Origin of the sequence: Enterobacter oligotrophicus, from assembly GCF_009176645.1 — a bacterium.
In the GTDB taxonomy this organism is placed as follows: Bacteria; Pseudomonadota; Gammaproteobacteria; order Enterobacterales; family Enterobacteriaceae; genus Enterobacter; species Enterobacter oligotrophicus.
In genome coordinates this window covers 1,681,937-1,694,242 of sequence record NZ_AP019007.1, presented here as the reverse complement: position 1 = coordinate 1,694,242, position 12,306 = coordinate 1,681,937, and the positions used below count along the sequence as shown (strand labels likewise).

The 12,306-nt window shown below is 55.2% G+C and carries 12 protein-coding genes; 6 read left to right on the top strand and 6 right to left on the bottom strand.

The window, feature by feature from the left end; translation table 11 throughout:
* The first annotated feature begins 98 nt into the window (after window positions 1-98).
* The 3 genes from plsC (at window position 99) to EoCCA6_RS08035 (ending at window position 4,635) form a co-directional block, all read left to right on the top strand.
* Entirely contained in the window at window positions 99-836 is a 738-nt protein-coding gene (plsC, locus tag EoCCA6_RS08045; RefSeq protein WP_152082241.1) for a 1-acylglycerol-3-phosphate O-acyltransferase, read from the top strand.
* A gap of 58 nt (window positions 837-894) precedes the next feature.
* Complete coding sequence (gene ftsP, locus EoCCA6_RS08040; protein WP_152082240.1) at window positions 895-2,307, top strand: cell division protein FtsP; 1,413 nt, start codon at window positions 895-897, stop codon at window positions 2,305-2,307.
* Window positions 2,308-2,457: 150 nt separating this feature from the next.
* The gene (locus EoCCA6_RS08035) at window positions 2,458-4,635 is read left to right on the top strand and encodes a YgiQ family radical SAM protein (RefSeq protein WP_152082239.1); all 2,178 of its coding nucleotides are present in this window, start codon (window positions 2,458-2,460) and stop codon (window positions 4,633-4,635) included.
* 94 nt (window positions 4,636-4,729) lie between these two features.
* Here EoCCA6_RS08035 and dkgA read toward each other — a convergent pair whose 3' ends face one another.
* Entirely contained in the window at window positions 4,730-5,557 is an 828-nt protein-coding gene (gene dkgA / locus EoCCA6_RS08025; protein WP_152082238.1) for a 2,5-didehydrogluconate reductase DkgA, read from the bottom strand.
* Between the two features lie 105 nt (window positions 5,558-5,662).
* The gene (gene yqhD, locus EoCCA6_RS08020; RefSeq protein ID WP_152082237.1) at window positions 5,663-6,826 is read right to left on the bottom strand and encodes an alcohol dehydrogenase; all 1,164 of its coding nucleotides are present in this window, start codon (window positions 6,824-6,826) and stop codon (window positions 5,663-5,665) included.
* Window positions 6,827-7,021: 195 nt separating this feature from the next.
* Here yqhD and EoCCA6_RS08015 point away from each other — a divergent pair, with 195 nt between their 5' ends.
* Entirely contained in the window at window positions 7,022-7,921 is a 900-nt protein-coding gene (locus EoCCA6_RS08015) for an AraC family transcriptional regulator (protein ID WP_152082236.1), read from the top strand.
* A gap of 45 nt (window positions 7,922-7,966) precedes the next feature.
* Here EoCCA6_RS08015 and yghB read toward each other — a convergent pair whose 3' ends face one another.
* Together yghB and metC are read right to left on the bottom strand one after the other, a co-directional pair.
* A complete protein-coding gene (yghB, locus tag EoCCA6_RS08010) occupies window positions 7,967-8,626 on the bottom strand; it encodes a DedA family general envelope maintenance protein YghB (RefSeq protein WP_152082235.1) in 660 nt (219 codons plus the stop codon).
* 143 nt (window positions 8,627-8,769) lie between these two features.
* On the bottom strand, window positions 8,770-9,957 hold the full coding sequence (gene metC / locus EoCCA6_RS08005) for a cystathionine beta-lyase (protein WP_152082234.1): 1,188 nt from the start codon (window positions 9,955-9,957) through the stop codon (window positions 8,770-8,772).
* Window positions 9,958-10,208: 251 nt separating this feature from the next.
* On the opposite strand from metC, the gene exbB reads away from it, so the two are divergent.
* Both exbB and exbD read left to right on the top strand, forming a co-directional pair.
* Window positions 10,209-10,940: a tol-pal system-associated acyl-CoA thioesterase gene (exbB, locus tag EoCCA6_RS08000; protein ID WP_152082233.1), complete on the top strand. Its 732-nt coding sequence runs from the start codon at window positions 10,209-10,211 to the stop codon at window positions 10,938-10,940.
* Between the two features lie 4 nt (window positions 10,941-10,944).
* Complete coding sequence (gene exbD / locus EoCCA6_RS07995; RefSeq protein WP_006178535.1) at window positions 10,945-11,370, top strand: TonB system transport protein ExbD; 426 nt, start codon at window positions 10,945-10,947, stop codon at window positions 11,368-11,370.
* 44 nt (window positions 11,371-11,414) lie between these two features.
* On the opposite strand, the gene EoCCA6_RS07990 is transcribed toward exbD, so the two are convergent.
* Window positions 11,415-11,852: a cytoplasmic protein gene (locus tag EoCCA6_RS07990; RefSeq protein ID WP_152082232.1), complete on the bottom strand. Its 438-nt coding sequence runs from the start codon at window positions 11,850-11,852 to the stop codon at window positions 11,415-11,417.
* A 1-nt stretch (window position 11,853) separates the two neighbouring features.
* Window positions 11,854-12,258: a hypothetical protein gene (locus EoCCA6_RS07985; protein WP_152082231.1), complete on the bottom strand. Its 405-nt coding sequence runs from the start codon at window positions 12,256-12,258 to the stop codon at window positions 11,854-11,856.
* Window positions 12,259-12,306 lie beyond the last annotated feature (48 nt).

Genomic DNA, 12,306 nt, shown 5'->3' with positions numbered 1-12,306 from the left:
AATTCGTGCGTTGCGATTAACAATACGCGCTCGTAATAAAGTCCTTACCTGGCCACAGGTGAAGTATAATTGTCGCTGTTGGGGCTTCAGAGGTCGCTATGCTATACATTGTTCGTCTCATTCTTACCGTTATCTACTGCATTCTGGTCTGTGTTTTCGGCTGCATCTATTGCCTGTTCAGCCCGCGTAATCCAAAGCATGTTGCCACCTTTGGGCATATGTTTGGTCGTCTTGCGCCACTGTTTGGTCTGAAGGTTGAAAAACGCCTGCCTGAAGGAGCTGAGCATTTCGGGAACGCCATTTATATCGCAAATCATCAGAACAACTACGATATGGTGACGGCCTCAAACATCGTACTGCCGCCGACCGTGACCGTAGGGAAAAAGAGCCTGTTGTGGATACCGTTTTTCGGTCAACTGTACTGGCTCACCGGTAACCTGCTGATCGACCGTAACAATCGCGCGAAAGCGCACGGCACCATTGCGGAAGTGGTGAATCACTTTAAGAAACGCAAAATCTCCATCTGGATGTTCCCGGAAGGGACGCGCAGCCGTGGTCGCGGCCTGCTGCCGTTCAAAACCGGTGCGTTTCATGCTGCAATTGCGGCAGGCGTTCCAATTATTCCTGTGTGTGTTTCCAATACTTCTAATAAGATTAATCTCAACCGTCTGAATAACGGGCTGGTTATTGTCGAAATGCTGCCGCCGGTGGACACCAGTAAGTACGGTAAAGATCAGGTGCGCGAGCTGGCAGCACACTGCCGTGAGCTGATGGCTCAGCATATTGCGCAGCTCGACAAAGAAGTCGCAGAGAGAGAAGCCGCCGGGAAAATTTAATCCGGCGTTACAGGGAAAACGAATTCCCGCGTTGTTAGTCGTTTCAGATGGAGCTTATATGTCACTCAGTCGGCGTCAGTTTATTCAGGCTTCGGGGATCGCCCTCTGTGCGGGTGCGATGCCGCTGAGAGCCAGCGCCGCCGGGCAGCAGCAGCCGCTGCCCATTCCGCCGTTGATTGAATCCCGTCGCGGGCAGCCACTTTTCCTGACCCTGCAGCGCAGCCACTGGTCCTTTACCCAGGGGACGCGCGCGTCCGTCTGGGGAATTAACGGGCGCTATCTTGGGCCGACCATCCGCGTGTGGAACGGCGATGACGTTAAGCTGATTTACAGTAACCGCACGACTGAAAATGTCGCCATGACCGTCAGCGGTTTACAGGTTCCTGGCCCGCTGATGGGCGGCGCGGCGCGCATGATGTCGCCAAATGCTGACTGGGCTCCGGTGCTGCCGATCCGTCAGAGCGCGGCTACGCTGTGGTATCACGCCAACACCCCTAACCGCACGGCGCAGCAGGTTTATAACGGTCTCGCCGGAATGTGGCTGATCGAAGATGAAATCAGCAAATCACTGCCGATCCCGAACCACTACGGTGTGGATGATTTCCCGGTCATTATTCAGGACAAACGTCTGGATAACTTCGGCACGCCGGAGTACAGCGAGCCGGGCAGCGGCGGCTTTGTCGGTGACACGCTGCTGGTCAACGGCGCACAAAGCCCGTATGTCGAAGTCTCTCGCGGTTGGGTGCGCCTGCGTCTGCTTAACGCGTCCAACTCGCGCCGCTACCAGCTTCAGATGAGTGATGGCCGCGCGTTGCATGTGATCTCAGGCGATCAGGGCTTTTTACCTGCGCCGGTTTCCGTCAAGCAACTGGCGCTGGCACCGGGCGAACGTCGGGAAATTCTCGTGGACATGACCAACGGGGATGAAGTGTCTGTTACCTGCGGTGAAGCGGCGAGCATTGTGGATCGCATTCGCGGGTTCTTCGAACCATCGAGCATTCTGGTCTCCACGCTGGTATTGACTCTGCGCCCGACTGGCCTGCTGCCACTGGTCACCGATAGCCTGCCAATGCGTTTACTGCCGCAGGAGATCCTCAATGGATCGCCCGTGCGCAGCCGCGATATCAGCCTGGGCGACGATCCGGGGATCAACGGTGCGCTGTGGGACGTCAATCGCATTGATATCACTGCCCAGCAAGGCACCTGGGAGCGCTGGACGGTTCGCTCGGACATGCCGCAGTCGTTCCATATTGAAGGGGTGTCATTCCTGATCCGCAACGTCAACGGGGCAATGCCGTTCCCGGAAGACCGTGGCTGGAAAGATACCGTCTGGGTGGATGGGCAGGTTGAACTGCTGGTCTACTATGGCCAGCCTTCGTGGCCGCACTTCCCGTTCCTGTTCCACAGCCAGACGCTGGAGATGATGGACAGGGGTTCCGTGGGGCAGATGCTGGTCAATCCAGCGCCGTAAACGTGTCGGGTGGCGGCTTCGCCTGACCCGACCTACAGGCCCGTAGGCCCGGTAAGCGAAGCGCTACCGGGCAATAAATACCCCTTCATTTCCCACAATAATCCAGCGTATAATCCCGCTCCTTTTGTCTGTTTTTTCTTCGGAAGCATTATGAGCGCAATTTCCCTGATCCAGCCGGATCGAGACCTCTTCTCCTGGCCCCAGCACTGGGCGGCCTGCTTTGGACCGGCTCCGTTCCTGCCGATGTCCCGCGAAGAGATGGACCAACTGGGCTGGGATAGCTGCGATATCATTCTGGTGACGGGTGATGCGTATGTCGATCACCCGAGCTTTGGCATGGCGATCTGTGGCCGCATGCTTGAAGCCCAGGGCTTCCGCGTGGGGATCATCTCCCAGCCTGACTGGAACAGCAAAGACGACTTTATGCGTCTGGGCAAACCTAACCTGTTCTTCGGTGTGACCGCAGGCAACATGGACTCGATGATCAACCGCTATACCGCGGATCGTAAACTGCGCCATGATGACGCCTACACCGCCGGTAACGTGGCGGGCAAACGTCCGGACCGCGCGACGCTGGTCTACACTCAGCGTTGCAAAGAAGCCTGGAAAGAGGTGCCGGTCATCCTGGGCGGCATCGAAGCGAGCCTGCGCCGTACCGCCCATTATGATTACTGGTCTGATACCGTGCGTCGTTCAGTGCTGGTGGATTCCAAAGCCGACATGCTGATCTACGGCAACGGCGAGCGCCCACTGGTGGAAGTGGCGCACCGTCTGGCGCAGGGCGAGCCGGTGAGCAGCATCCGCGACGTGCGCAACACCGCGATTATGGTGAAAGAAGCGCTGCCGGGCTGGAGCGGGGTGGATTCCCGCATTATCGATATGCCAGGCAAAATCGACCCGATCCCGCATCCTTACGGCGAGGATCTGCCGTGCGCGGATAACAAACCGGTGGAACCGAAAAAAGCCGAAGCGAAAGCCATTGTCGTACAGCCACCGCGTCCGAAGCCGTGGGAAAAGACCTACGTGCTGCTGCCGTCTTTTGAGAAAGTGAAAAGCGACAAGGTGCTTTACGCCCATGCGTCCCGTATTCTGCACCATGAAACCAACCCTGGCTGCGCGCGCGCACTGATGCAAAAGCACGGCGAGCGGTTTATCTGGATTAACCCTCCGGCGATCCCGCTCTCGACTGAAGAGATGGACAGCGTTTTTGCCCTGCCGTACAAACGTGTTCCGCATCCTGCCTATGGCAACGCCCGTATCCCGGCATATGAGATGATCCGCTTCTCGATCAACATCATGCGCGGCTGTTTTGGCGGCTGTTCATTCTGCTCCATTACCGAGCACGAAGGTCGCATTATTCAGAGCCGCTCTGAAGATTCGATCATTAACGAGATCGAAGCCATTCGCGACACGGTGCCGGGCTTTACCGGCGTGATCTCCGATCTGGGTGGTCCAACTGCCAACATGTACATGCTGCGTTGTAAATCGCCGCGTGCGGAGCAGACCTGCCGCCGCCTGTCGTGCGTTTACCCTGATATCTGCCAGCATATGGACACTAACCACGAGCCGACGATCAATCTCTATCGCCGCGCGCGTGACCTGAAAGGCATCAAGAAGATCCTGATCGCCTCCGGGGTGCGTTACGACATCGCCGTGGAAGATCCGCGTTACATCAAAGAGCTGGCGACGCACCACGTTGGTGGTTATCTGAAGATCGCCCCGGAGCACACCGAAGAAGGCCCGCTGTCCAAAATGATGAAGCCGGGCATGGGCAGCTATGACCGCTTTAAACAGCTGTTTGATACCTATTCAAAACAGGCGGGGAAAGAGCAGTATCTGATCCCTTACTTCATTTCCGCACACCCCGGCACCCGTGATGAAGACATGGTGAACCTGGCGCTGTGGCTGAAGCAGCGTCGATTCCGTCTGGATCAGGTGCAGAACTTCTACCCGTCGCCGCTCGCCAACTCGACGACCATGTATTACACCGGCAAAAACCCGCTGAGTAAGATTGGCTATAAGAGTGAAGACGTGGTGGTGCCGAAAGGGGATAAACAGCGCCGTCTGCATAAAGCGCTGCTGCGTTACCACGATCCGAAAAACTGGCCGCTGATCCGCCAGGCGCTGGAAGAGATGGGTAAAAAACATCTGATCGGCTCGCGCCGCGACTGCCTGGTGCCGGCCCCGACGCTGGATGAGATGCGCGAAGCGCGTCGTCAGAATCGCCATACGCGCCCGGCGCTGACCAAACATACGCCGATTGTGCATCAGCGTTCGAACGGTGGCGCTACGGGGACGAAAAAAACGGGAAAACGTAAGATCGGTTAAACCTGTAAAAATGCCCGGTGGCGCTGCGCTTACCGGGCCTACAGGTCAGAGCGTAGGCCGGGTAAGGCGGAGCCGCCACCCGGCTTTTTTACTATTACCCGCCAAACTGATCCGGGTCCGGCCCAAGCCGTTTGCCCTGATCCAGCTTTGCAATCTCGCCCAGTTCGTCTTTGTCCAGGCGGAAATCCCAGACGTCGAAGTTCTCAGCGATACGCGATGGCGTGACCGATTTCGGGATCACCACCAGACCGTTGTCCAGATGCCAGCGGATAACAATCTGTGCCGGCGTTTTTCCATACTTATCCGCCAGTTCACGGATAATTTTCTGGTCGAAAACGCCTTCTCCACCCTGTGCCAGCGGGCTCCAGGACTCAGTCTGGATTTTGTGCGTCGCGTTCCATGAATGAAGCTGACGCTGCTGCATCAGCGGGTGCAGCTCGATCTGGTTGATCACCGGTGCCACGCCCGTTTCATCAATCAGGCGCTGCAGGTGATGCACCTGGAAGTTGCACACGCCGATGCTCTTCACCAGCCCCTCTTTTTGCAGCTCAATCATCCCTTTCCAGGCATCAACGTAATGATCGATTGCCGGAACCGGCCAGTGCATCAGATACAGGTCGACGAAATCAAGCTGGAGTTTATCCAGGCTCTCCTGCAGGGCTTCGCGGGGGCGCTTTTGATCGTCGTTCCACAGTTTGGTGGTAATGAATAACTCGTCGCGGGAAACGCCAGCACTGGCCAGGGCTTTGCCCACGCCGTCCTCATTTTTGTAGGCGGCTGCGGTATCAATAGACCGATAGCCGACTTCCAGTGCTTTATGAATGGCGGAGACGACCTCGTCGTTACCGGCTTTCCATACACCGAGCCCCAGTTGGGGCATTACGTTGCCATCCTGCAGCTTAATTACGGTTTGGTTTGCCATTTTTCCTCCTTCAGGTGCTCATCGTCGAAGGGTTCCTCCGACGATGTGGTGTGCATTAAGTCTGGACGAAATGTCAAAAAACGAAAGGCGGGATAACAAAAACGCTTAGCGCGCCGCTTCGTAGATACGGCGGCTCACGTCCAGCGTGATGTCACCGTGCTCGCCCAGTTGGGTCATTCCGTGTGCTTCCAGTTTTGCCAGCAGGGCAGGGATGGAGCTACCGTCCAGGCCGTAGCCGGAGAGACGTGTTGGCACGCCCAGAGCTTCAAAGAAGCTGCGGGTCGCTTCGATGGCCGCATCAATGCGCGCATCGTCAGAACCGTCGGTGATATTCCACACGCGCTCAGCGTACTGCAGCAGTTTGGCGCGTTTGGTATCACGTTTTTCGTTCCACAGCGCAGGCAGAACAATGGCCAGCGTCTGTGCGTGATCCAGACCATGCATCGCCGTCAGTTCGTGGCCCAGCATGTGGGTCGCCCAGTCCTGCGGCACACCCGCCCCAATCAGGCCGTTCAGTGCCTGAGTCGCCGCCCACATCACGTTGGCACGCACGTCATAGTTTTCCGGTTCTTTCAGCGCTTTCGGGCCTTCTTCGATAAGCGTCAGCAGAATGCCTTCCGCAAAGCGATCCTGAATTTTGGCATCAACCGGGTAGGTAACGTACTGCTCAACGGTGTGAACAAAGGCGTCGACCACACCGTTAGCCACCTGGCGGGCAGGAAGGGTGTAGGTGTAAACCGGGTCCAGAATGGCGAACACAGGCTGAACGTGTTCGTTCATAAAGGCCTGCTTATCACCCGTGGTTTTACGCGAGATGACCGCGCCTTTGTTGGACTCCGAACCGGTAGCGGGCAGAGTCAGTACGGAGCCCATCGGGATCGCGCTTTTAATGTCGCTGCCGCGGGTTTCCAGGATATGCCACGGATCGATGCCGTCCGCGTAGTGCGCTGCAGCGGCGATGAATTTTGTGCCGTCCAGTACAGAACCGCCGCCGACCGCCAGCAGGAAAGTAATGTTCTCTTCGCGGGCGATTTTCACCGCGTTCATCAGCGTTTCGTAAGACGGGTTTGGTTCGATGCCGCCGAACTCACGTACGTCCAGACCTTCCAGCGCGCTGTAAACCTGATCCAGCACGCCGGTTTTTTTCACGCTGCCGCCGCCGTAGGTAATCAGCACGCGGGCGTCAGCCGGGATTTGCTCGCGCAGGTCGGCGATAGCGCCTTTGCCAAACAGGATGCGGGTTGGGGTGTGAAGATTGAAGTTGTTCATTGCTCGTTCCCTTATGTGGGTGAAAAACCGTGGCGGCGCAGAAGGCTACCTGATGCTGCACATTGTGGCTGGCTGAGGCTATGCTCTCAATGCACATTCCTGCCGATGTCTTGCCCATTTCTACACGGCGCTGGAGAATCCGCGAGAAAATGCGCACACTGTGTGCGTCGGAAACCGTACCCGGAGCAGGAAAAAATGAATCGCGAAGAAATCTGTTTGCAGCTAACCTCTCAGATTAAGCAATTGATAGATAAAAAGAATAACGTTGACGCGTTGTTGCCGGACATCCGTCTCCTCTACGGGACACAGCCAGGCACGCGCACGCCGGTGATGTACCAGCCGGGCATCGTTTTTCTCTTTTCCGGCCATAAAATTGGCTATATCAATGAACGCGTGTTTCGTTACGACACTAATGAATACCTGCTCCTGACAGTACCTTTACCCTTTGAGTGTGAAACTTTCGCGACAGAGGCGGTCCCGCTGGCGGGGATTCGGCTAAATGTTGATATTCTGCAGTTGCAGGAGCTACTGATGGAGATTGGCGAAGACGAGCTGTTTCAGCCGTCTGTTGCGGCGAGCGGGATCAACTCAGCGACGTTATCGGACGAAATTCTTTGCGCCATTGAACGCCTGCTGGATGTTATGGAGCGGCCACTGGATGCGCGCATTCTCGGCAGGCAGATTATCCGCGAAATCCTCTACCACGTGCTGTTAGGGCCGGGTGGCGGGGCGTTGCTGGCGCTGGTGAGCCGACAGACCCACTTCAGCCTGATCAGCCGCGTGCTGAAACGCATTGAAAGCCAGTACACGGAAAACCTCAGCGTTGACCAACTGGCGGCGGAAGCGAACATGAGCGTCTCGGCGTTTCACCATAATTTTAAATCGGTGACCAGCACGTCGCCGCTGCAGTACCTCAAAACCTACCGGCTGCATAAGGCGCGGATGCTGATGATCCACGACGGTATGAAGGCCAGCGCAGCGGCGATGCGCGTTGGCTATGAAAGTGCGTCACAGTTTAGTCGGGAGTTTAAGCGCTATTTCGGCGTCACGCCGGGAGAAGATGCTTCGCGCATCCGAACCATGCAGGGAGCTTAGGTTTTTTCCCCTCTCCCCTATGGGGAGAGGGTCAGGGTGAGGGGATCAGGCGCTGCAATACTTTTTCTTAATTACCACCGCGATCGTCCCCACCAGCCCTGCAACCAGCAGGAAAATCGGCAGTACCATCAGGAACGTCATCACCTGATCTTCATGACGCTTCACTAACGGGATCATATTCAGCGCGTAGCCGAGCGTTGTCACCACGCCGACCCACAGCAGCGCGCTCAGCCAGTTAAAGAACTGGAAGCGGCGGTTTGAGAGGCCGGAGATGCCCGCCATGGTTGGCAGCAGGGTGCGGACAAACGCCAGAAAACGGCCCGCCAGCAGCGCCAGCAGGCCGTGACGGTCAAACATGCAGGTCGCCCGCTGATGATATTTGTGCGGCAACTGTGCCAGCCAGCTTTTCACCACGCGGGTATTGCCGAGCCAGCGGCCCTGCATATAGCTCAGCCAGCAGCCCAGGCTGGCGGCAGAAGTAAGGATCACCATCGTTGGTGCGAAGTCCATGACGCCCTTGCCGATTAATGCCCCTGCAAGCAGAAGCAGGCTGTCACCGGGTAAAAATGAGGCTGGCAGTAATCCATTTTCCAGAAACAGTGTCGCGAACATCACGAAATAGACAATACCCACAACATGCGGGTCCGCCAGCGCAGCAAAATCGTGTTGCCAGAGCGCAGCGATAATATCTTGAATAACAGCCATGGACTTTCCTGTGGAACAGCAGATATAGCGCTATTGTACTCCCTATTTCGCCCACCGGGTTTGATCGCGGACGCAACTCATGCAGACTTTTCCGTGCGCAGTGTTCACAAAAGCGTCCAGGGAGTACATTTTCAGCCAGCACTTTACACGATACGCGCAAACCCTGCCGCTAAATCCGCAATTAAATCGTCCACATTTTCTAAACCAACATGCAGTCGGATCAGGGTTCCACTGAAGTCCACTTCGCCGCCAGGACGCAGAGCGGCGATCTGTTCCGGCTGGTTCGGCAGGATCAGCGATTCAAACCCGCCCCAGGAGTAGGCCATGCTGAAGAGGGAAAAATGATCCAGATAGTGTGCCAGCTCGTCGTTATTCAGCCGTTTTTTGAGAACAAACGAGAACAACCCACTGCTGCCCGTAAAATCTCGTTGCCAGAATTCGTGGCCTTTACTGCCCGGTAATGCCGGATGATTAACGCGTTCCACCTGAGGGTGCTGCGCCAGCCATTCGGCTATCTTCAGGCTGCTTTCATGGTGCTGACGCAAACGCACACCGAGCGTGCGGATGCCGCGGCTGGTCATGTAGGCGGTGTCGGCATCAACCATCTGGCCCATCAGGTAAGCATTCTCGCGCAGTTGATCCCAGCAGCGGGCGTTAGACACAGCCGTGCCGATCATACCGTCGGAGTGCCCTATCAGGTATTTGGTCGCCGCCTGAATGGAGATATCAATATCAAACTCCAGCGCCTTAAACAGCACGCCTGCCGCCCAGGTATTGTCGATCATGATGATCGCCTCTGGCGCTTTGCTGCGCACGGCCCTTACGATGGCCGGTACGTCGTGCACCTCCATGGTGATGGAACCGGGAGATTCCAGGAACACAAGGCGCGTGTTCGGCTGAATAAGTTCTGCAATACCTTCACCAATCAGCGGGTCAAACCAGCCGGTCGTCACGCCGAGCTTGCTGAGAATTTTGGTGCAGAAGTCCTGGCTTGGCTCGTAAGCCGTGTTGGTCATCAGGATATGATCGCCCTGTTCCACAAACGCCAGAATGGTGTTGGCGACCGCCGCCGCACCGCACGGAAACAGCGCACACCCCACGCCGCCCTCCAGTTCGCACATCGCTTCCTGCAGCGAAAAATGGGTTAGCGTGCCACGACGACCATAAAACAAGCCGCCTTTGGCACGGTTACGCGTAGCTGTTTTTTTATCTTCAACGGTATCAAACACCAGCGAGGAGGCCCGTTGAATCACGCTGTTCACCGATCCCTGCGTGTATTTTTTGCTGCGTCCGGCCTGTACCAGCGTGGTTTCAAGATGCTTCTTAGTCATGTTCGCTAACCCTGTTTTTATACGTCTGGACGTCCAGACTACCACGATTGCAAAAATGTGCACCCGGATGCTTATCGAATAAGCAGAAAATGTTATGAAAAATACGCATAAGAAATTTTTACTGCGTAAGCGCAAGGAAAGTGAGCGGAATTTACGGCACTATGTAAATACTAATGAGAACTACTATCAATTCGACGACGTTTTGATATTATTACGCTCAGAATTTGTGATTTGCGTCCTGGAGATACAGAGTGGGTAATAATTTGATGCAGACGGATCTCTCCGTTTGGGGCATGTATCATCATGCTGACATCGTGGTTAAGATTGTGATGATCGGCCTGATTCTGGCGTCCGTGATCACCTGGGCTATCTTCTTCAGCAAGAGCGCAGAGCTTATCTCGCAGAAGCGTCGTCTCAAGCGCGAGCAGCAGCAGCTGGCCGAAGCCCGCTCTCTGGATCAGGCATCTGATATGACCTCATCTTTCCATGCGAAAAGCCTGACCGCCCTGTTAGTGAACGAAGCGCAGAACGAGCTGGAACTCTCCGCAGGCAGTGAAGATAACGAAGGCATTAAAGAACGTACTGGTTTCCGCCTGGAACGTCGCGTCGCTGCCGTTGGCCGTCATATGGGCCGCGGTAACGGTTATCTGGCCACTATCGGTGCAATCTCCCCGTTCGTCGGCCTGTTCGGTACGGTCTGGGGCATCATGAACAGCTTTATCGGCATTGCCCAGACGCAGACCACCAACCTTGCCGTTGTGGCACCGGGTATTGCAGAAGCGCTGCTGGCGACCGCCATCGGCCTGGTTGCCGCTATCCCGGCGGTGGTTATCTATAACATCTTCGCGCGTATGATTGGCAGCTACAAAGCCACGCTGGGTGACGTTGCTGCACAGGTTCTGCTGCTGCAAAGCCGTGACCTGGACCTGAATGCCAGCTCTGTTAAACCGGTGCACTCTGCGTCCAAACTGCGTGTAGGTTGATTCTATGGCAATGCGTCTTAACGAAAATCTGGACGATAACGGTGAAATGCATGAAATCAACGTGACGCCGTTTATCGACGTCATGCTGGTTCTGCTGATTATCTTCATGGTGGCAGCGCCGCTGGCGACGGTTGACGTGAAGGTGAATCTACCGGCGTCTTCCAGCCAGCCGCAGCCGCGCCCGGAAAAGCCAATCTATCTGTCGGTGAAAGCGGATAAATCCATGTTCCTGGGTAACGATCCGGTGACGGATACGTCTGTTATTCCGGCGCTGGACCAGCTTACCGGCGGTAAGAAAGACACCACCGTCTTCTTCCGCGCGGATAAAACGGTGGATTATGAAACCATGATGAAGGTAATGGACACGCTGCATCAGGCGGGTTATCTGAAAATTGGTCTGGTCGGCGAAGAAAAAACGGCCGCGAAATAAAACGGAGAGCTGGCGAAAGCCAGCTTTTTTTTGCGCGTTAAACGTTAGCGTTCTGTTTCGGCAAGGCCGGTGGGTAAGACGCCTTCATCGAGTGCGACACAGGTGACATTCGGCGTGCGGTATTTGCCGTCGGACAGTTTGCGGGTCAGTCGCAGGGTGGCGGTTTCTCTCGCCAGCAGGTACTGGTAGTTGGCCTCCAGACGGCCCAGGATCTTCTCCTTCAGTTCAGGCCGCTGCTCCATGATGGCGTTCATCACGGCACCGTAAATCTCTTCTTTCACCTGCAGGGAATATATCTCGCGGCGATGCTGCCACTTCAGGCGCACCAGAGTCGCCGGGATTGAAACCAGATCTTGCGTAATACGCGCCATCTCATCGTTTTTAGTTTTTCTCAGCGCATCAAGATTTTGCTTTAAGATAAATTCGTCACTCTTTTTATCATCTAAAGTCAAATAAACGTTATTATCATTAACTTCTGTCACGTTAATCTTCCCCCAGGTTATAAAATATAGGGTTGTTTTTTTCGCGAGTAATTAAATTAAGCCAAATTTCATTGCCAGCTTCGTTTATTTCTTTGGTTTTTTCCGCCATTATTTGACTTAGTTTCTGAGCATCTATTTCACCTTCGGCCTGCAGGTCATCCAGCAGATGCACAAAGGCTTCAATTTTTAGCGCGCGAAATAAGCGGTCTTTAATATGACGGTCGTGCTCTTCCAGCAACATATTACGGGATTTCCCGGTTCGGGAAACACCAATTAATATGTCAGGTTCGAAATCCGAGAGTTTTCTTTTTCCCTGAGTGAAATTAGCCTCCTTTTCTGCTTCCGTCGAAGGCTGTTCCACAGGCGTAATGTGGTACTTAGCCGGGACAAGATTGTCGGGCAGCATTTTAATGTCCTTTAATTTCAACAGGGTGGGGTTGGTAAAGGCGTGAGA